Origin of the sequence: Pseudomonas sp. NPDC087615, assembly GCF_044743445.1 — a bacterium.
In the GTDB taxonomy this organism is placed as follows: Bacteria; Pseudomonadota; Gammaproteobacteria; order Pseudomonadales; family Pseudomonadaceae; genus Aquipseudomonas; species Aquipseudomonas baetica_A.
This window is the reverse complement of the sequence record NZ_JBIUWM010000003.1, coordinates 15798-36118: the sequence shown is the minus strand read 5'-3', so window position 1 is coordinate 36118 and position 20321 is coordinate 15798. Positions and strand designations below refer to the sequence as shown.

Here is a 20321-nt window from a genome sequence, read left to right as displayed (position 1 = left end):
CTCCCTCTTTCAAATCAGAACTGCCAGTCCAGAGTCAGGCCAACACCGTGGTCTTTCTCATTGGAACCGATCAGCCCGTTGTAATCCAGGTTGACCCGCACATCGCGATTGAGCGCCAGACCGGCACGCACGCCGACCACGGCAGCATCACGGTCCATCGACACGCTCTGCACGTTGAACGCACTGTTGCCGTTGGCGAAGGCCAGGTGACTCTCGGCATCAACGCTGCTCAGGTTGTGCTGCCAGCCCAGGCTCGCGCCCAATTCCAGTTGGTGCTTGTCCGACAAGGCAAACGTGCGTTTGGCCCGTACACCGAGGGTCGACAGCACCACATCACGATTGTCTTCGCCGCCCTTCAATGCGGTGGCGTCACCCTTCTCGGTGAAGCTGTCGCTGTTCAGGTGCACGTAAGCCAGATTGGCGAACGGCTCCAGGTTCATCGGTTGCAGACGCAGATCGTAAGCCGCTTCCGTGAACAATTGCGCAGTGCTCGCATCGCGTTTGACCTTCTGCTTGCCGCTGACATCGCCCAATTGCAGGTCACGTTTCACATCGATGCGATGCCAGCTATACGCACCGCCAACGGTCAGGCGCAGCGCATCGATTTCATGGCCCAGATAGGCACCCAAGTGATAGCTGTCGACCGACGCCGAGGAGTGCGTGCCACTGCCCATGTTCAACGAGCTGTCGCTATAACCGGTCACGAAGCCCAGACGGGTATCGTCAGTTATCAAACCGTCAACGCCGGCCAGTAAACCGCCGATGGAGGTGGTGCTGTCGGCATTTTTGTACCCGCCGTCACTGCTCCCCCAAGACCCCAGCACCTTGACCCAAGCGTTGCTGCGATCGTCGGTCGGTGCATTGGCATTGAACAGATCACGTTCGCGCAGACGTTCACCCACGGCATCGCGCAGGTAACGGCTGTCGTTGATCAACAGGGTGCCAATGGCCGGGTGAATTTCACCGGACAACTGCTGGAACGCTTGCTGCGCCGCTGCCGCGTTTGGCGACAACAACAGCGTTTCGAACAGGGCATTGCCCGCCCCCAAACGCTCGGCAGCGGCACCGACGGCGCGCTGGTTAGGCGTCAGCCCCACGCTGGCGAACGATGCGTCGTTACGCCCCACCGCCAGTTGAATGCCACCTGCCGAGTAATCGAGGGTGCCACCGAGGAACACGTAATCCGGCAGCACTTGCCCGAAGCGTCCTTCAATGCCGCCCGCCGCTTGCAGGATGTTGTATTGGGTGCCAAGCAGGCTTTTCACTTGGCCGGTGGTCAGCAGTGTCGGGCTGTTTTCCAGCGACATGCTCACCGTCGCCCCTTCGATCACAGCCTTGCCGGTCGCAATGATCTGGTCACTGCTGGTTGGCGACAACTCCACCGCGTAGGTCGAGCCCGGCGCGAAGGTCACATCCCCCGCCACGTTCAGGGTGCCGATGGAGTTGCCCGGTGCGACCGTACCGCCGCTTTTCACCGACAGCGCGCCGATGTGGCCGTTACCGCCGAGGATGCCACCGTCATTCACGGTGACCGCCGATTGCAGCGACCCGTTAATTGCCAGGCGCCCCTGATTGACCAGGGTCGGGCCGCTGTAGGTGTTGTTGCCGGTCAGCACCAGCGTGCCGATGCCTTGCTTGGTCAAACCGCCGTGCCCGGAAATGTCGTTGCGCCAGGTATCGAGACCGCAAGTGATGTCGGTGCACACGCGTTCGGTGGGTTTGCCTTGGTCGATGATCGCGCCGATGCCGGGCAAATCCGCGACAAACTGGCCGGAGCCATAGGCGCCTTCGATACGGAATTCAGCCGGAATGTCCTGCTCGGTGACGAACATCGCCGGGCCATCAATGCCTTTGCGCAGGTTGATCATGCCCCAGCCGTACAAGGCGTCGATGCCCGGTGCGCCGAGGTCGGTGGCCGTGGTTCGCAAAACGCTGGCGACCTGATCGCCGGACATGTACGGGAAGCGCTCCATCAACACGGCCATGGAGCCGGCCACATGCGGCGCGGCCATTGAGGTGCCGTTGTAGTTGGCGTAGCCAGTGGTGAGGTTGTCAGCGTTGGTGCCACTGATGATCGAACTGTAGATCCGCGTACCCGGTGCCGAGACGCAGAAACTCGCGGTGTAACCGCAACGCGAAGAAAACGTACTGATGATGTACGGGTCGGAACTGGCCAGATTCGGGTTCTGTTGCAACGCCGCGACGGTGATCCAGTTCGGCGCAATGTCCGGGACGAAATAGCCGAGGCCAGCGATGGCGTCCGGGTTGTTGAGGTTGTAGTCGTTGCCGGCGGCGAAGATCGTGACGATGCCGCTGCGTGCGGCAGCAATCGCACCGTCATAGGCACCGCCGGGCTTGGTGCCGAGCAGCGTGCGGATCTCGTTGAACTGCAATTGTGCGTCGTTGACCGTGAAGTGCGGGTACGCCGGGTCGCGGCCGCCGAGGTCGAAACGGTCGGTGATGCCGATGCCCCAACTGTTGTTGATGATCCGCGCACCGCTGGCGATCAGCGCATCCCAACCGGCCTTGTACACCGCGCCGTCGTTGCCGCGAACAATGCCGTCTTCCGGGCCGGGGTCGCCGTTGTCGGCACTGATGATTTGTGCGCCGAACGCCACGCCGTGCATCGGGCCGCCATCGCGACTGCCCGCCGCGATGCCGCCGACGTGGGTGCCGTGTGCGCCGAGCTTGCCGTTGGAGCCGACCGAGGGCGAACCGTCATAAAGGAACGTATCCCCGGCTTTGACCGGGATGTACGGGTCGGTGTATTGGCGAATACCCCGGGTGACCAGCGTGATGACTTTGTTGCTGCCGGAAAACTCCGGGTGCGCGGCGTACACCGGTTGGTCAAAGATCCCCAACTTGACGCCTTTGCCGGTGTAACCCGCGGCGTAGGCGTAATCGGCCCCGATAGCGCCCAGCCCCCAATCGGCCTGGAATTCGGCGCTGCGCCAACTGCTGGCATCGCCCGTGCGACCGTTTTCCACATAGGGTGCAGCCTGCGCTGTGCCCCAGGTGGTCAGTGCGCACAACACCGCGAAATTCAGGGTTTTAAGGGCGAAGCGACCACCCGTTTGCGCGCAGGTATTGTTGTTATTCATCCAGCGACCTTCCTTAGTGATGTTGCGAAAAATCCGTTTGTTCAGAACTGCCAGTTCAGACTCACGCCGACGCCGTGGCTCTTCTCGCGATTGGCCAGTTGTGCGTTGTAATCAAAATTCACCCGTACATCGCGGCTCAGCGCCAGGCTCGCTTGCACGCCGACGAGCGCGGCATCACGTACCAGCGCCGAACTCTCCACCGAGTAAGGCGTGCCCCCGCTGGCAAAGCGCAGGTGTTGCTCGGATTCGATGTCGCTCAGGCTGTGTTGCCAGCCGAGGTGGCCGCTCACATCCAGTGTCTGCTGAGTCGACAGATTGAAGGTCTTGATCGCCCGCACGCCGAGCGTGCTCAGCACCGCGTCACGCTGATCGCCCGAGCTTTTCAGCGCGGCGCCAGCGCCCTTCTCGGTAAAGCCCTCGCTGTCCAGATGCACGTAGGCCAGATTGGCAAACGGCTCCAGCGCGAGTGGCTGCAGGGCCAATCGATAAGCTGCCTCGCCAAACACTTGGGCGGTGCTCGCCTCCACCTTGGCTTTCTGTTTGGCGCTGACGTTGCCGTACTGCAAATCACGCTTCACATCGGCGCGATGCCAGCTGTAGGCCGCGCCGGTGCTCAAGCGCCACGCACCAATGTCATGTCCGGCGTAGGCACCCAGGTGGTAGCTGTCGACCTTGGCCGACGAATGCGTGCCCGACCCCATGCCAAGCGAACTGTCGCTGTAACCGGTGACCAGACCGATGCGGGTCTGCTCGTCCAGCACGCCGTCGACACCGGCCAGAACACCGCCAATCGACGTGCGGTAACCCGCCGTGTCATGACTCGAGTCGGTGCTGCCCCATGCACCGAGGCCTTTGATCCAGCCATTGCTTTGCGCAGCGCGGGGATCACGCAAACGCTCGGCCACCGCATCGCGCATTGGGCGGCTGTCGTTGATCAGCGCCGAACCGAGGGCCGGGTAGATTTCGCCGCTCAGTTGCTGGAAGGCTTGTTGCGCGAAAGCCGCGTCTGTCGACAGCAGCACACTTTCGTAAACCGAGTTGCCAGCGCCCAAGCCTTCGATCGCAGCGGCCACCGCACGTTGATTCGGCGTTTGGCCTGCGCTGGCAAACGTGTTCGCGTTGCGTTCAACGTTGAGTTCAATACCACTGGCGGCGTAGTCGAGGCTGGCGCCGATAAACAGATAGTTCGGCAGCACAGCGCCGAACTGGCCCTCAATGCCACCGGCCGCTTGCAGGATGGTGTACTGGCGCCCGAGCAGGCTTTGCGCCTCGGCGGTACGGAGCAAGGTTGGGCTGTTTTCCAGTGACAGGCTGACGGTTGCGCCGCTGACGGTCGCGGTACCGCCGGCAACGATACGGTCGCTGCTGGTGGGCGACAGTTCAACGGCATACGTCGAACCCGGTGCGAAACTGACATCGCCGGCCACGTTCAAGGTGCCGATGGAATTGCCAGGCGCCACCCGGCCACCGCTGTTGGCGGTCAATGACGCGACCCGGCCGGAACCGCCAAGCGTGCCGCTGTCGTTCACGGTGACGGCTGAAGTCAGCGAACCGTTGACCGTCAGCAAGCCGCCGTTGATTGTGGTGGCGCCGCGATAGGTGTTTTCCCCGGTGAGGATCAAACGCCCGGCGCCGGACTTGATCAGGCTACCCTGGTACACGCGCCCCGCTGCTGCCGCGTCGCGAGCAGTGCCCACCGCGTAATCGGTTTGATCCTGTTGACTGGCATTCGCCCCGACACCGTTCTGCCAGCCCTTATCCCGCAAGGTTTGCTGCCAGGCACTGTGTTCGGCAAGGTCTTCGCTTTGGCGCTGAATCAATGCCTTGTCGGAGATGTCGTTGCTCCAGACATCGCTCTGTCCGCCCGCCAGACTGGCGTCGAACGTGCCGAGTAACTGCCCCGGCCCGTGCATCGCCCGGTTCAGGTTGGCCACCCCCCAACCGACTCGCTCGCTGGGCGCATCGGTCACCGAACCATCGAGTTGCGTGGCGGTGGTCAGCAGCGTCTCGAGCGCCTGCTGATTGTTCATGTACGGGTAACGTTCCATGACCAGCGCCAGAGCCCCGGTCGCGTGCGGCGCCGACATCGAAGTGCCGGACTTGATCGCGTAACCACTGCCGGGAACGGTGCTGTCGATCTTCGCCCCCGGCGTGGTGATGCACCAGTATTTGGCGACGCCGCACTGGTTGTACTTCTGCTGATTGCTTTGATCCAGGCCCGACACCGCCAGCCAATGACCTTCAAGATCCGGCTGAAAGTACGGCAGCGTCGAGCGCACGCTTGCGTTCGGATAGCCACTGTTGCCGGCACTGAACACGTTGATCACACCGCGTCGCGAGACGTCGGCAGCCGCGTCGAGCCAAGTGCCTTTGTTGAAGTGCTGGGCATAGGCCGCCTGCAAATCGGCGAGTGTGCGGTAACTGACATCCGGCGGCTGGCTGCCCCAACTGTTGTTGATCGCCCGCACACCCGCATCGGCCAGAGCGTCATAAACCGCTTTGAAATAGCGTGGATCGGGATTGGGGCCGAACAGGAATCGGTCGTTCTTGTTGGTGTTGCCGACGTAGATCTGCGCGTTGTACGCCACGCCGTGCATGCCCGTGCCATCACGGGCCGCCCCCATCGTGCCGACGACGTGGGTGCCATGGGCGTCGTTGTTGGGGTTGACGTTGCCGTCGATGCTGAACAGTGCGCCGTCGATGTAGCTGCCGCTGGCCTGCACCGGGTGATAACGGTCAGGGGCAAACTCGGGATGGGCAGCATCGAAACCAGAGTCGAGCGCGCCAATCTTGACGCCCTTGCCGGTGATGCCGGCGGCGTAGGCTTGATCGGCCTGCATGCGATCTAGGCCCCAATCACGCAGAAATTCGGTACTACGCCAACTGGCGGGGTCGCCGGGTTTACCAGGTTCCAGGTATTGCGCCTGGGCCTGAGCGATAGAAACAGCGAGCAACAGCGTGCCGACCGCTGCCGGCTTGATGTGTACGTCCATGTTCACGACTCACTTTTATTGTTCTATGCAGGTTCTTCTGCGGTGTTGCTTAGAGCCCTCACTCAGCGCTTCCCAGAGGCTTAGGATCAGGGCTGATGAGCAACAACAAACGCCTCATCCACCCGAGCCAGATCCTGCTCGCTCAAGGTGCCGGCGTAGTAATGCAATTTGGTCCAGGCCATCAAATAGTCGTACCGCGCCTGCGCCAGATCGCGGCGGGTGGTAAACAGTTGTTGCTCAGCATTCAACGCATCCAGATTGGTACGTTCGCCGCCGAGGATGCTCTGCTTGGTCGACAACACCAGCGCTTCGGCCGACGTCAGCGCCTTTTGATAAGCACGCAATTTATTCACCCCGGACAGGCAGGCATTGAACTGACGGCGCAGTTCAATCAGCGTCTCACGGGTCTTGCCGTCCAGTTCGTACTCGGCCTGTTCCATGGTACGGCTGGCCTGACGTGTCGAGGCCGACACACCACCACCCGCGTACAAAGGCACGCTCACTTCAAAACCAATGGTGTTGGTGTCATAGCGCTGGTTGTAAGTGTTGCCGCTTTCCGATTCGTTCTGGCGCACCGTCGCGTACGCGCTGACCTTGGGCAGATGCCCGGCGCGATTACGTTCCACTTCATAGCGCGCCACTTCGACTGCCTGACGTTGCGAGGCCAGGTTCGGATTGTTGCTGATTGCCAGTTCGTGCCAAGTGTCGTAATTGGCGGGTTGCAGTGCAAAGGTTTGGAAACTCTGATCCAGCGGCGCCAGATCGCTGATGTCCACAGCCGGCACACCCACCAGCGCCCCCAACTCACGCAACGCGGCGTCCTGCTCGTTGTGCGCCTCGATTTCTTCGGCGGTCGCCAGTTCATAGCGCGACTCGGCTTCAAGAATGTCGGTGCGCGTGCCCTCGCCCTGCTTGAACATGTGCTCGTTTTGCTGGAATTGCTGCTCATAGGCCTTCTTCTTGGCCTGAGCAATGTCGATCTGATCCTGAGCAAACAAGGCTTTGGTGTAGTTATCCAACACCCGCACCAGCAGTTCCTGGCTCCTGCCGCGAAAATTCGCGTCGGCAAACAGCGCCTGCGCAACACCTTTGCGATAGGCCGCATACGCTTCGTAATCCAGCAACGGCTGTTGCAGCGTCAGGCTCGAGCCGTAACTGTTGTAGTTGCGGTTCTCGGTATAGTTGCCGCGCTCATTAATTTGCGTGACCTTCGAGGTATTGTGGCCCTTGTTGTAGTTGTAACCGATTTTGGGCAACAGCCCGGCGCGACCAATGGCGCGGTTCTCAAGGCCCGCGTCGCGCTCCTTGATCGCCCCCAGGAACACTGGATCATTGCGCAGCGCCTGCTCGTAAACCTCGAACGGCCCCATCGCCGCCAGTGCACTGTTGCCCGCCAGCAGCGCGAACGCGGCCGTCAGCATGGAAAGCTTATTCATACAGCCGAACATCCTTATTCCTCGGTCAACGCGGAGCCGGCCCGGTCGAGCAGCGGTTTGAACAGATAGTTGAGGAGTGAGCGCTCGCCCGTGCGCACGAACATTTCTGCCGGCATGCCGGGCTTGATCACCAGACCGTTGAGTTTTTCCATGGCCTGATCGCTGACACTGCTGCGCAGCACGTAATACGGCACACCGGTTTTCTCATCGACCATCTGGTCGGCGGAAATCAGGCTGACCTCACCCGGCACCCGCGGGGTTTTACTCTGGTTGAACGCGGTAAACAGAATGTCCACCGGCAAATGAGGGCCGACCTTGTCGATCAGGTTGATCGGCAAATGCCCTTCCACTTCCAGCGTCGTGCCTTGCGGGACGATCTCCAGCAGCGTTTCGCCCTGCCGCACCACAGCGCCTTCGGTGTGCACGCCAAGATTGACCGCCACGCCATCGGCGGTGGCAAGAATTTCGCTGTGTTGCAAGTCGAAACCGGCGGAGATCAATTGCTCGGACAGGGTCACGCTTTTGAGTTGCGCCTCGGCCAGTTGCGTGCGGACTTCCTTCTGATACTCCTCGCTGTGCTGTTGCAGCTTGAGGCGCGATTCGAGAATACCCTGCTCCACACGACCGCTTTCGCCGGTGTTTTCCGCCAGTTGCTGTTGCACTTGCGAGAGTTGACGCTGGTACTCCATCAAGCGGTTGCGCGGGATGTAACCGTTGTCCGCGAGCGGTTGCAGGTTACTGAGTTGTTGTTGCAGAGAATTGGCTTGTGCATTCAGATCGGTGCGTGCACGGCGCATGCCGGCCAGTTGCGAGGTTGCCCCTTCAATGCTGGCGCGCAATCCGGCTTGTTCGCGGGAAAACGCTTCGCGACGGCTGCTGAACAGTTGGCGCTGCCCCTCCAGCACCAACGCCAGGCGCGGGTCCGGGTCGTTGCTCAGTTCAGCCGGGAAAATCACTTGCTTGAGGTTGTCGCGCTCGGCCTGCCAGCGCGCCAGGCTCGCCCACGCCATGCGGTACTGGGCTTGCAGCGATTGCACGTCAGCCGCCACTTGCGTCTGATCGAGACGAAACAGCGGCTGGCCTTGCTTCACGATCTCGCCTTCGCGCACCAGAATGCGGCTGACCACACCGCTGCTCATCGACTGCACCGCTTTGCGTTTGCCTGAGACCACCACAGTGCCCTGCACCGGAATGCCTTGATCGAGCGGCGCCAACGCGGCCCATGTGAAGAAACTGCCGGCACCGACAATCGCCAGAATCCAGCCCATGCGCGCGAAGAATTTCGCATCGCGCTCCGGGCGCTCGGTGATGTAGGCGTGTTCCATGTTCGCTTCGTTTTCTGTGTTCATGCTGGCACTGCTCATACACCCGAATTCCTTGTCGAGGGCTGGTACTGCCGACTCATGTTGAGCCCGCCCGGTGCTTGCGCAGGTTTCTCGCGTTGTTGTTCATTGGCCGCGCCAGACAGCGCCTTGAGCACGTCCTGGCTTGGGCCGAAGGCTTGCAGGCGGCCTTCGTTGAGCACCAGCAACTTGTCAGCCTGGGCCAGCACCGAAGAACGATGCGTCACCAGCACCACCGTGGTGCCTTGCGCCTTGAGTTGTGCAATGGCACCGGCCAATGCCGCTTCGCCAACGGTGTCGAGGTTGGAGTTAGGTTCATCCAGCACCACCAGGCTTGGCGTGCCATACATGGCGCGCGCCAATGCCACTCGCTGCTTCTGACCACCGGACAAGCCGCTGCCGTCCTCACCCAGTTGCGTGTCGTAGCCTTGCGGCAGACGCAGGATCATTTCGTGGACGCCGGCCTGTTGTGCAGCGGCCACGACTTTCTGCGGATCAGCGTCACTGAAACGCGCAATGTTCTCGGCGATGCTGCCGCTGAACAGTTCGATGTCTTGCGGCAGATAGCCGATGTACGGGCCGAGTTGGTCGCGATTCCAGCGATGAATATCCGCGCCATCCAGGCGCACGGTGCCACCCAGAGTCGGCCAGACACCGACCAGCAGCCGGGCCAGCGTCGATTTGCCGGAACCGGAAGCCCCCAGCACGCCGAGCACTTCGCCGGCCCCCAGACTGAAATTGACCATGTGCAAGGTCGCAGTGCGTTGCCCCGGCGGGCCGGCGCTGACTTGCTCGAAGGTGATCTGGCCTTTCGGTGCCGGCAGGGCCATCGCGTCGTCGCTCGGCGGGAAGGCTTGCAGCAGCGCGTCGAGACGCCGGTAAGCCAGCTTCGCCCCGCTCCACTGTTTCCACACGGCGATCAACTGGTCGATCGGGCTCAGAACGCGGCCCATCAGAATCGAGCCGGCAATCATCATCCCGGCGGTCATGTCGCCCTTGATCACCAGCAATGCACCAAGACCCAGCACCAGCGATTGCAGGCACAGGCGCAGGGTTTTACTCAGCGAGCTGATCACCGCACCGGTGTCGCTGGCCTGGTTCTGCAAGCCGAGGAAGCGCGAATGTACCTGGAACCAACGCTTGCGCAGTGAACCGAGCATACCCATCGCCTGAATGGTTTCGGCGTTGTGCAGGTGGCTGGTGGCTAGCTGGCTGGATTTTTGCGAAAAACCGGCGGCGTCGCCCAACGGCTTTTTGGTCATGTATTCGTTGAGGCACGCCAAGGCGATCAGCAACAACGCACCCGCTGTGGCGAGCACGCCGAGCCAGACGTTGAACAGGTAAATCACGAACAGATACACCGGGAACCACGGCGCGTCGAAAAACGCGAACAGCGCAGGCCCGGTAACGAATTGGCGAATGTGGGTCAAGTCGCCCAGCGATTGGCCTGCGTTGCCCTCGCCCTTGAACAGGTTGCGTTCGAACGCCGCCTGATAAACCCGCAAATTGAATCGGCGCTCCAGTTGGCTGCCAATGCGGATCACGATAAAGCTGCGCACCACTTCCAGCAGGCCGATGAAGGCGAAGAAACCAACAACCATCAGCGACAGCATCGCCAGGGTGGTTTCGTTCTGCGACGACAGCACCCGGTCATAGACCTGGAGCATATAGATAGAGGGCACCAGCATCAGCACGTTAATCAGCGCAGTAAAGCAACCGACACTGATCAGAATACTTTTGTAGTCGCCCAATGCCTTGAATAAGGGCGCGGTGGCTGGGGCCTTCGCCATCTTCATTGATTATTCCTGAAATGTTTGATCTCGCCACACTTTGGCGAGGTTTAAATTAGTCTTCTGTTTGCCGGCGCAAGACAACTTGCAAGTGCCCATTACAATTCAATAACAACTTCGGCTTTCACGTCGACTGACCTATAACGATTAAGCATCACCTTATATCCAACTGGCCGTCTCGACGCTTATTGCACTACGCGTTCAAAAGTGATGATCAGCCCCGACTTCAAATGACTTGAATAGAGCCCTTCACGTTGTCGGCTGAAAAACACGATTCTTGAGCCTTCCTTGCCGGTAATCGAGATACCGTCCGGCTCGGGGAACCATCCCATGGGCGTGTCTTCAATCCAGGCAGCCAAACAGTCGGCACCCTTGCCAACGGTCTGGTTCGATTGCAGGTCGATGACGCAAGTATTCGATGGCTTGTCCTGAAGCTTTTGCGCGTCTGGAGCGTCATTGCGAGCGGTCAGCGTCGCCTGCCATTCGCCGGACAATTGCGAGGGGTCTTCGAGTCTGAGGCTGCTTGCCATGCTTGCTTCTCCTGAAATCATCATCAGCGTCGCCACCAGCCACGCCACCGTTATGTAGGTAAAAACCTTTCGGCCCATAGGAAATTTCACTCCGGCGTGTAGCCTTGCGTACCAGCCTAGACGATGCAAGCGAAGAAAGCGGCGCATCAAGCGCCGCTCTCTTGGTTCACATCACGCCACGATGTCGCTGAAAGCTGCCTGGCCAACGGTGCTGACCTGGAAGTCCGCCACGCCGTGCCCGGAGAAGTCCACCGACAACAGGCTGTTGCCACCCGACGAAGTCAGCACTGCATCACCCGCCGAACCCGTGAAGTAGTTGACGAAGTGCAGGCCCGAGCCACCGGTGATACCGGTCAGGTCGATTTTGTCCAGACCACTGACGAAATCGAGGATCTGATCGATTGCACCTGGCCTGGAATCAGAGCTGGCCGCAAACACAAAGGTGTCCGAACCTGCACCGCCCCACAGCTTGTCGGCGCCACCAGCCCCGTAGAGGATGTCGTTGCCGGCGCCCCCTTTGAGCTCGTTCGCCGCACTGTTACCGATCAGCAGGTCGTTGCCCGAACCCCCGATGGCGTTCTCGATGGTGACACCTTTGGCGATGGACACGTTGCCCACCAGGCCGCCAACGTCGGAGAACGAAGCCTCATTGAGGTTGATCTTCTGGTTCTGGGTGAAACCCGAGAAGTCAAAGGTGTCCTTGCCGCCCGCATCCCATACCGAGAACACCAGCTTGTCGCTCGACGACGAAGCGCTGAGGAAATCACGACCGGAGTTGGAGTTGAAGCCGTAGGTGGTGTCACCGGTACGGGTATTCATGTTGGCGCCATAGAGCTTCTGGATAGCAGCGATATCGTCCATCAACGGCCCGGAGGAATAGGCTTCTACCCCGCCCTTGCTGAAGTTCTGGCTGGTATTGCTCTCGCTCCAGTAACTCATGACGCTGTAGCCGCGGGTGTCTTGCCCGTAGGTCGCGTCATTGTAGGTTGGGTTGCCATTGCCGGCGTTGTAGTCGCCAGGGTGAGCCAGGCCCAGGGTATGGCCGATTTCGTGCGTCAGGGTCTGGCGACCGTAGTTGTTCAGATCCGGCGTCTTGTTTTGCGTGTAGCCACTGTTGATCAGGTACCACGACGTGCCGTCATAACCGGCGCCGGTGCCTGGCAGATAAGCGAACGCCGCAGCGCCATCCTGGCCCCCACTGTAGTTACCGAAGGTCATGTGGCCGTCGCCGCCCGAGGCTTTCTCAGTGAAGGTGACATTGGCCACATCGGCCCAGGATTGCATGGCGAGCTTGGCCTGGGTTTGCTGTTGAGCACTGAACTTGCTGAACCCGCTGATCCCGTGTTTGTACATCGTGCTGGACGATGCCGATGTCAGGAACGTGTAGGTGAGTTCGATCTTGCCGCTGCCATCCTTGTCCTGGTAGGCAGCACCGTCGCGCAGCAACTGAGTGGCGGCCTGGTCGACGGAGAAGGAGGGTTTGCCATTGACCGTGAGGTTGCCGCCACGATCATATTGATGGCTGAAGCTATTGATCTGGTTATACGCCGAACTGGCTGCGGCCAGCGGTTGTGGCGCAGCGAACAACTGGAAAGCCTGTTCGGCGGTATCAATAGCATTAGCTTTAACTTTCGACATAAACACACTTCCTTGTTTAGCAATGGAACAGTTTTTGTCCGATAGCGACAATCTCTGGCGAGATCGTCCTATCACTCGCCCAATGAAGGCGTAAGAAACCTGACACAATTTGAAATCTAACGTAAAGCCTTTTTTTGAGATCAAATTGAACTGTTCCGGAAAACTCCCGTAAACAATGCGCACGGCGATAAAAGAATGTTCGAAACGGCTGGGTTTAGCCTAATTGTCTGACGATTTTCTATTTAAATATTAAATAAAGGTAAGTTGCATTTTGTTAGGCACGTCGCATTTTCATGCACTTTATTAGTGCGATGCCAGTGTATTGCTATCAATCAATAAACAGACAATGAATAACAAATGTGGCAGCGGCTTTGCTCGCGAAAGCGATGGGGCAGTAAGCCAACGCATTGCCTGACACGACGCCTTCGCGAGCAAATCCGCTCCCACGGTTGTTGCTGGATCAGCTACCGGTACGGATCTTGTTCCACACCCGCGTACGAATCCGGTCGATGTTCAGCGGCATAGCCTCAAGCGCAAACAATTTCCCCATCATCTCCGGACTCGGATAGACCTTGGTGTCGTTCTTGATCGCCGGATCGATCAGGCTGTCGGCCTGCTCGTTGCCGTTGGCGTAGTGCACGTAATTACTGATGCCGGCCATCACGTCCGGACGCAGCAGGTAATTCATGAACGCGTAACCGGCCTTCTCGTCGGGCGCATCGACCGGCATGGCGACCATGTCGAACCAGATGGCGGCGCCTTCCCTGGGAATCGCATAACCGATATCGATGCCGTTCTTCGCTTCCTTGGCACGGTTTTGTGCTTGCAGAATGTCGCCGGAGAAGCCAACCGCTACGCAAATGTCGCCATTAGCCAAGTCACTGGTGTACTTGGAGGAATGAAAGTAACTGACGTAGGGCCGAACTTTCATCAGCAAAGCTTCGGCCTTCTTGTAATCCTCGGGATTTTTGCTGTGGGGCGGCAGGCCCAGGTAATTGAGCGCCGCCGGCAGCAGCTCCGGGCCGTTGTCGAGTATCGCCACGCCGCACTTTTGCAGCTTTTCCATGTACTGCGGTTTGAAGATCAGGTCCCAGGAATCCACCGGTGCATTGTTACCCAGCACCGCTTTGACCTTGGCAACGTTGTAGCCGATGCCGGTGCTACCCCACAGATACGGGAAGCCGTGCTCGTTACCCGGGTCGTTGGTCTGCAAGGCTTTGAGCAGCACCGGGTTGAGGTTCTTCCAGTTTGGCAACTGGCTCTTGTCGAGCTTCTTTAGCGCGCCGCCCTGAATTTGCCGGGCCATGAAGTGGTTGGAAGGAAACACCACGTCGTAACCGGATTGTCCGGTCATCAACTTGCCGTCGAGGGTTTCGTTGCTGTCGTAGACGTCATAGGTGACGCCAACGCCTGTCTCTTTCTCGAAATTCCTGATGGTGTCCGGCGCAATGTAATCGGACCAGTTGTAAACCTTGACCGTTTCGGCGGCATGACTGATGGAGGCGACCAGCAACAGCGGCGCCAAGGCGAGGGTTTTCTGGATCATGAGTCGATTCCTGTAAAGGCTATTGTTGTTGGCAGGCAATCAAAGGATCAAACAATCAGAAAATCAGCACATAGCTCTTGCGCACGGTTTCCTGGATATCCCAGATACCGAGCGTGTTGGCCGGCAACATCAGTGCGTCGCCACCTTGTATGTGCAGGGTTTCGCCACCGTCGTCCGGGGTGAACGTGCAGCGGCCGGAGATGAAATGGCAGAACTCCTGAGCGGTGATCTGCCGGCGCCACCGGCCGGGTGTACATTCCCAGACGCCGGTTTCAACGCCATCGTCGCGTTCGACGCTGGTGGTCGAAGCGATGGCGATCTGCTCGCCGAGGGGCACGGCCACCGGGCTGGATTCGTCCAGCTTCAGTGAGGCGGTGTTTTTAAACTGGGTGATGCTCATGGCGTTACCTGTCTTGTGAATAAACAACGTTTAGTGCATGAAACCTTCCATGAAGCCCGCCACTTGGCTGGCAAGTTTGCGCCGCCAGGGCGCCGTCGCCGGGTTGGCCAGGGTCTGGTCTTCGTGGACGAAACTCTTGATGATCGCGTTGTAGCCCAGCCAGCGGCATGGCTCTGGCTCCCAGGCGCGCAGCGCGTGAATCCCGCCATCGGGCAACACCCACGGCTGTTTAGTGAGTTCGCTGTCGCGCTCCAGAATCAGATCCGCCAGGGTGCGACCGCCGAGGTGGCTGGCACCGACGCCCTCCCCGCCATAGCCGCCGGACAGCGCGATACCGTTAGCCCGATCGCAAAGCATGTGCGGCTTGAAGTGCCGGGACATGCCGAGATTGCCGCCCCACGCGTGGGTGATCTGCACGTTTTTCAGTTGTGGGAACAGCTCGCCGAACAGATAACGGCGCAGTTCGACTTCATCACGGGTCAGGTCGAAGTTGTGGCGCAGCTTGCCGGCGAACTGATAGCCGCCGCGGGCGCCGAAAACCAAGCGGTTATCGGCGCTGCGCTGGCCGTAGGTGACTTGGCGGCTGAACTCGCTGAAGGCCTGGCCGCGATTGAGGCCAATTTCGTCCCAAGTGGCAGCGGACAAAGGTTCGGTGGCGACGATCAGGCTCTGCACCGGCAACTGATAGCGACCCAAGGGCGGCAACGTCACCGAATAACCTTCGACCGCCGGCACGATCCAGCGGCTGCGCACGCTCGCCTTGGCGGTGCGCAAGCTGCCTGACTGCCAATGCGTGACCGGGCTTTTTTCGAAGATTTTCACGCCCATGTTTTCCACGGTGCGCGCCAGACCCCGAACCAGTTTGGCCGGGTGGAGGGTCGCTACGTGCGGCGCGTAAATGCCGCCATAAGGTTTGGCGACGCGGATCTGCTGCGCCAGTTGCTCGGGGCTGAGCCAGCGGTAATCGTCGTCGGTCAGGCCTTGTGCGTGCAGCTTGGCCAGGTATTCACGCAGAGACGCTTCCTGCTCTGGATAACGTGCAGCGCAATACAACACACCGCCTTTACGATAATCGCAGTCAATGCCTTCACGTTCGATGACAACTTCAACCTCGTCGGGGATGGCGTGCAGCAGATCAAACGAAGCGCGACGCTGCTGCGGTGACAGCCCGGCGAGCAAGCGATCCTCACCCAGCAAATTACCCATCAGCCAGCCACCGTTACGACCAGAGGCACCAAAACCGGCGGTTTGCGCCTCGACGATTGCGATGTCGAGTTCGGGGGCGAGCTTCTTCAGGTAGTACGCCGTCCACAGCCCGGTGTAACCGGCGCCGATGATCGCCACGTCGACATCAAGGTCCTGTGTCAGCTTCGGCCGCGCGGTCAGCGACTCATCGAGTTGATCCAACCACAAACTGATAGTGCGCCACGCCGGCATGCAAGACTCCGCCACTGAAAACCTTCGATGGCGTCGATCCTAGTGCGCTTGCTCAGCCGATGTCTTGCGCGCGTGCCCGCAAAGAAATTTGTTTGGCGTAAGCCTTGGGTGACTGACCGGTGTGCTGGCGGAAACAGCTATAAAACGCCGATATCGAATTGAATCCGGAGGCGAACGCCATGTCGTCAATGCGCAGAGGTGGGGCAGCATCATCCAGAGACTTGAGCAAATGCTGCAGTCGCGCCTGATTGACGTACCTATAGAAGCTTTGGCCTAGCACTTGATTGAGCAAATAAGACATCTGATTGCGGCTGTACCCGCACTCCTTCGCCACACGCTGCAGGTCGAGTTGTGGATCAAGGTATGGCTGCTGTCGCTCGAAGTACTGCTGCAGGTCTTCGGCCATAAAACTCAGCTGGCGCGGCGAGAGGCCCAGCCGACTGGCGGCTGGCCGCTGATTCGGCGCGGCCTTGTTGCTGGCCTGCGCACGCACGAGTGAAGCGTATTCGTTGACGCGCCAGATCAGCCCGTCCTTGACCGTAATGGCTTCGCTGGAGCGGAACGACACCAAGCCGTCGCCGCCGCGCAGGGTCACTTCGTATTGAATGAACGCCGTGTTGCCATCGACGCGAATGCGGTCGCAATGCTCGAGGGCTTCGTCGGACTCTCGGGGCATGCTGACCCGCACGTACTCACGCAAGTCTTCGAGGCCGAGCACGCGGTTCTGGAAGAAATCGTTGTATTGGATCTCTGGGTGGTACAGCGCCATGACACTGTCCAGGTCGCGGCGCTTCCAACTCAAGTGGTAACGCATGACCGTGTTGGCCGTGGCCTGGGTCTGTTCTGGGCCGTCATCGTCGGCGTGCATATTAGACTCGGCGAAAAAGATTCGAGCTTGCCCAAGATCGCCACGCGCATCAATGATTAATCCATAGTGGCATTTTGGCGACGATTGCGTAGGCCATGACTTACATCAAAAAATGCGAAGCAATCGCAAAATGAACTGAAAAATCTCACAGTAGTTTCACATCAGGATGCTACTTTTAATGTCAGTCACTGGTTGAGCCAATGAAGGCTCTTCCCACCTCACATGAGCAAAAGGAAGCGCTCGATGAAGAAGGCGGGCAACACATGAATACAAGTTCAAGCAAAGTCACGTTCCCCAATGCATGCCAGCTGATGCGCTGGCATTTTCATCCCATGGGTTTCGAGGCAACGATGGATGCGCCGGGCAGCATGATCGCCCGTCTGTTTGATCGTGCCAGCGGCGAAACCATGATCGCCATCGCCGGCATTCCTTGTGCCACGGTGATGAATGCGGCGGATGTCGAGCGAATTATCGAGGCTGTGGAGGATGAGCTGGAAGCTTTCATTCCTCCAGAGTCTTTTAGGAGTTACGCTTAAGCTTATGATTTAAAACAAAAAAGCCCGTATTTTTTACGGGCTGTTTTTTTGCCGATGCTTTCAGGCGGTTTGCCTTGCTGCACGGTGATCAACGAAGAACGGCTTGCCCTTGGCGATCCGGTCGGACGCCCGGGGCATGTTCACTGCTTGCGCTTCCTGCGGTTCGACATACCAGTAGCAATGACTCACCGCTCGGGTGATGCCGACGTACGCCAGGCGCAGGATTTCGTCTTTCTGCGCGCTGTCGTAAGGCTCGTTATCGCCGCTTTTGCCCAATCCAGCCATGCGGTAGACCTGATTCTTGTAGGGCGAACTGGTCAAGTGCTGACAGTCGCCCAGCAAAAACACCGCATCGGCCTGCAAGCCTTTGGCGCTGTGATACGTCAGTTGTTTCAAGCGCCGCGCCTCGTACGGCAAACTCGAATCAACATTAACTACTGAACGAATATGCTCTTCAATCAATGACTTATCGCTACTTTTTCGATAAAGCATCAAGATCGAATGCCCCTGACGATAGTGTTCGGCGAGGCGCTGACCCAAGGCCTGATCGTCGCGTTCCAGCACGTTGACCGGCTGCAGTGCCTTGGGCTCACCGCTGGCCTTGGCCTTCTTCCCGGGAATGGCCGGGGCGGCACGAACGATGTGTTCAGCCGCGTCGATAATGTGTTGATGACTGCGATAGTTGTCGCTGAGCATGACCCGGGTGGTGCTCGGCGACGGGAACTCCTTGTTGAACGCCATGAAGTAACTCGGCGAACTGCCGCGCCAGCCGTAGATCGACTGCCAATCATCGCCCACACACAGCAGCGACGAACGCTGCGCACCGCGTCCGACATGCATGGCCGGACCTCGACTGCGGATTTCGCCGAGGCTGGCGCGAATCCACGAAACGATCTGCGGCGAAACGTCCTGAAATTCATCGATCATCAGGTGCGACATCGGCCGCAGTAACTCATCGCCGAGTAGTTTGAGGTTTTCCGGTGAGCGCTCGCTGAACAGCGCAAACATACGGTTGTAGGTCATGATCGGTGGCTTTTGATCGAGCAGATGGTCTTCGAATGCGCGCCAGAACAGGCTTAGCGCCTCGAAGAAAAACCGGTCCGGATCATCCTTGGCAAAACTCATGCGAGCGACAGCGTCTGGCACATCCAGCCCCAGGTTCTCGATAAAGCCAGCCGCCGTAACAAAGCAATCGAGCAATGGCGCGGAGGCCAGTTCGCCTTTGACCTTGTAGTCAAAGCCCGGGCCGGCGCTGGCATCGCCAGCCAGAGTGGCCAGAACACGCTTTGACGACTCGTAACTATCGATCCATATCAATGGCTTACGACAGAAAGCTTGAAACAGAGTGCGTTTTACCGCCCACTCTGCCCGTACGGAAAGCTTAGCGTTTGGCCGGCTGAGTTGCGCATCTTCCCGTGGGTCGAAACCCAGAACGACCCACGCATCAAGGCTGGGGATATAGCCATGGCAATGGAATGTCGAACCGTTGATCTCAAAGGTCTGGCGATTCGGTTCGACCCCCTTGATCGGCCAGGCGCCAGCGCGAAACCACAAATCTTCGATGGCATCACAGAGCTCTTCATCCCGCTTGGCCGCCAGTTCGGTGACGGCCATGCGCTTTTGTACATCCGGGTGATCGCGCTCCAGCTCCTTGAGCTGCATGCCTGCCTTGGCCATCGGCTGGATTAGCTGACGGAATCGCTCGTCCCGGGTGACCAAGCGGTGGTAGCAGGCATTGAGTTGTTGGCGCTGGGCGTCGTTGATGCGCAGGTCGAACGGATTGCTGTCGACCTCCTCGTCAGCGCCCGGAGCCCGATGGCTAAGGTTCTCGAATGCCTGCAAACGCTCGAAACCCGGCAGGCTGCGCACCATCGGCAGGATTCGCGAGTGAAAGGTTCGCACCAACTCCCGCGCCTGCTTCAGGCCCAAGGCCTGACCCCACAGCGAAAACATTTCGATCAATTTGTTGATGAAGTCCTTGCGCGATTCGCGAGTGAACGTCACCACGGTCATCGAATCGAGCTCAAAACCCAGATAATGAGTCAGCAACACAATACGCAGCACCAGCGTGGTTGACTTGCCCGCGCCGGCTCCGGCAACCACAGAGGTCGAAGGCGTATCGCTGAAAATCATCTTCCACTGCGCAGCACTCGGCTGGGCGTGCTCGGACAGCAGACGCGCGACGTCAGCCTTCATGCGTTTCTTCAGCTCGGCGGTCAACGGCAGGCGCCAGTCGTCGAACAAGTGATTATCGACACCCGGCGGGCGATGCTCGGTGCTGCGACTGTCGCGAATCAACAAGACCTGCCGACCTTCTTCCAGCCCCTCGAGCTTGCCCTCTTTATAGCCGTACTCCACGCCTGCGGTGTGACCACTGCGAAAACCGTCAGCCTGGCCGTGCAACCAGGATGCCCGGTGCTGGGCGCGCAGACGGGTCAATCCATGGCCGAAGAAACGCGCGGCAAGACGTTTGAACCAAGGCATCTCGGCCAATGGACGAAGTTCGGGAGGAAGATCGGGGGTGTGTTGCGCCACGCGAAAGGGCTCCAGTGGGTAAGGCTGTTGACGGCTATGGTGTCTGTATTTGCCGTTGAGTTCTAGCGAAATGCTTACAGCTCATTGGTTTAGGAGATGAATTGAAGGTGACAGGAGACGGTTTCGACGTGGTCTTTCATCAAAATATTCGATCCTTATGCCGCATTT

General features: G+C 59.2%; 13 protein-coding genes. 1 reads left to right on the top strand and 12 read right to left on the bottom strand.

What is annotated here, in order from left to right; genetic code table 11:
- Window positions 1–14: 14 nt before the first annotated feature.
- From ACIOU6_RS02830 to ACIOU6_RS02780, 11 genes are all read right to left on the bottom strand, one after another.
- A complete protein-coding gene (locus ACIOU6_RS02830) occupies window positions 15–3101 on the bottom strand; it encodes an autotransporter domain-containing protein (RefSeq protein WP_401133639.1) in 3087 nt (1028 codons plus the stop codon).
- A gap of 41 nt (window positions 3102–3142) precedes the next feature.
- Window positions 3143–6094 (bottom strand): autotransporter domain-containing protein, encoded by a 2952-nt coding sequence (locus ACIOU6_RS02825; protein ID WP_401133636.1) that lies wholly within the window; start codon window positions 6092–6094, stop codon window positions 3143–3145.
- Between the two features lie 86 nt (window positions 6095–6180).
- A complete protein-coding gene (locus ACIOU6_RS02820; RefSeq protein ID WP_221731794.1) occupies window positions 6181–7542 on the bottom strand; it encodes a TolC family outer membrane protein in 1362 nt (453 codons plus the stop codon).
- 2 nt (window positions 7543–7544) lie between these two features.
- Window positions 7545–8894 (bottom strand): HlyD family type I secretion periplasmic adaptor subunit, encoded by a 1350-nt coding sequence (locus tag ACIOU6_RS02815; protein WP_221731795.1) that lies wholly within the window; start codon window positions 8892–8894, stop codon window positions 7545–7547.
- On the bottom strand, window positions 8891–10669 hold the full coding sequence (locus ACIOU6_RS02810) for a type I secretion system permease/ATPase (RefSeq protein WP_221731796.1): 1779 nt from the start codon (window positions 10667–10669) through the stop codon (window positions 8891–8893). The genes ACIOU6_RS02815 and ACIOU6_RS02810 overlap by 4 nt, the downstream gene beginning before the upstream one ends.
- A 179-nt stretch (window positions 10670–10848) precedes the next feature.
- Window positions 10849–11271 (bottom strand): AprI/Inh family metalloprotease inhibitor, encoded by a 423-nt coding sequence (locus tag ACIOU6_RS02805; RefSeq protein WP_401133858.1) that lies wholly within the window; start codon window positions 11269–11271, stop codon window positions 10849–10851.
- A gap of 93 nt (window positions 11272–11364) precedes the next feature.
- Window positions 11365–12831 (bottom strand): serralysin family metalloprotease, encoded by a 1467-nt coding sequence (locus tag ACIOU6_RS02800; RefSeq protein WP_401133632.1) that lies wholly within the window; start codon window positions 12829–12831, stop codon window positions 11365–11367.
- A gap of 460 nt (window positions 12832–13291) precedes the next feature.
- The gene (locus ACIOU6_RS02795) at window positions 13292–14377 is read right to left on the bottom strand and encodes a polyamine ABC transporter substrate-binding protein (RefSeq protein ID WP_221731798.1); all 1086 of its coding nucleotides are present in this window, start codon (window positions 14375–14377) and stop codon (window positions 13292–13294) included.
- A gap of 55 nt (window positions 14378–14432) precedes the next feature.
- Complete coding sequence (locus ACIOU6_RS02790; protein ID WP_401133628.1) at window positions 14433–14777, bottom strand: cupin domain-containing protein; 345 nt, start codon at window positions 14775–14777, stop codon at window positions 14433–14435.
- A gap of 30 nt (window positions 14778–14807) precedes the next feature.
- A complete protein-coding gene (locus ACIOU6_RS02785; RefSeq protein ID WP_401133625.1) occupies window positions 14808–16214 on the bottom strand; it encodes an NAD(P)/FAD-dependent oxidoreductase in 1407 nt (468 codons plus the stop codon).
- A 52-nt stretch (window positions 16215–16266) separates the two neighbouring features.
- Window positions 16267–17082, bottom strand: coding sequence for an AraC family transcriptional regulator (locus tag ACIOU6_RS02780; protein WP_221731801.1), 816 nt, complete (start codon window positions 17080–17082; stop codon window positions 16267–16269).
- Between the two features lie 263 nt (window positions 17083–17345).
- On the opposite strand from ACIOU6_RS02780, the gene ACIOU6_RS02775 reads away from it, so the two are divergent.
- On the top strand, window positions 17346–17618 hold the full coding sequence (locus ACIOU6_RS02775) for a DUF1652 domain-containing protein (protein WP_221731822.1): 273 nt from the start codon (window positions 17346–17348) through the stop codon (window positions 17616–17618).
- Between the two features lie 60 nt (window positions 17619–17678).
- Here ACIOU6_RS02775 and ACIOU6_RS02770 read toward each other — a convergent pair whose 3' ends face one another.
- Window positions 17679–20153, bottom strand: a complete 2475-nt coding sequence (locus tag ACIOU6_RS02770) for a UvrD-helicase domain-containing protein (protein WP_401133621.1) — start codon at window positions 20151–20153, stop codon at window positions 17679–17681.
- Between the last annotated feature and the right edge of the window lie 168 nt (window positions 20154–20321).

Coding starts and splice junctions, on each gene's coding strand:
- ACIOU6_RS02795 (WP_221731798.1), bottom strand. CDS start 14,377: ATGATCCAGAAAACCCTCGCCTTGGCGCCGCTGTTGCTGGTCGCCTCC.
- ACIOU6_RS02815 (WP_221731795.1), bottom strand. CDS start 8,894: ATGAGCAGTGCCAGCATGAACACAGAAAACGAAGCGAACATGGAACAC.
- ACIOU6_RS02780 (WP_221731801.1), bottom strand. CDS start 17,082: ATGCACGCCGACGATGACGGCCCAGAACAGACCCAGGCCACGGCCAAC.
- ACIOU6_RS02785 (WP_401133625.1), bottom strand. CDS start 16,214: ATGCCGGCGTGGCGCACTATCAGTTTGTGGTTGGATCAACTCGATGAG.
- ACIOU6_RS02830 (WP_401133639.1), bottom strand. CDS start 3,101: ATGAATAACAACAATACCTGCGCGCAAACGGGTGGTCGCTTCGCCCTT.
- ACIOU6_RS02810 (WP_221731796.1), bottom strand. CDS start 10,669: ATGAAGATGGCGAAGGCCCCAGCCACCGCGCCCTTATTCAAGGCATTG.
- ACIOU6_RS02775 (WP_221731822.1), top strand. CDS start 17,346: ATGAATACAAGTTCAAGCAAAGTCACGTTCCCCAATGCATGCCAGCTG.
- ACIOU6_RS02825 (WP_401133636.1), bottom strand. CDS start 6,094: ATGGACGTACACATCAAGCCGGCAGCGGTCGGCACGCTGTTGCTCGCT.
- ACIOU6_RS02800 (WP_401133632.1), bottom strand. CDS start 12,831: ATGTCGAAAGTTAAAGCTAATGCTATTGATACCGCCGAACAGGCTTTC.
- ACIOU6_RS02820 (WP_221731794.1), bottom strand. CDS start 7,542: ATGTTCGGCTGTATGAATAAGCTTTCCATGCTGACGGCCGCGTTCGCG.
- ACIOU6_RS02805 (WP_401133858.1), bottom strand. CDS start 11,271: ATGGGCCGAAAGGTTTTTACCTACATAACGGTGGCGTGGCTGGTGGCG.
- ACIOU6_RS02790 (WP_401133628.1), bottom strand. CDS start 14,777: ATGAGCATCACCCAGTTTAAAAACACCGCCTCACTGAAGCTGGACGAA.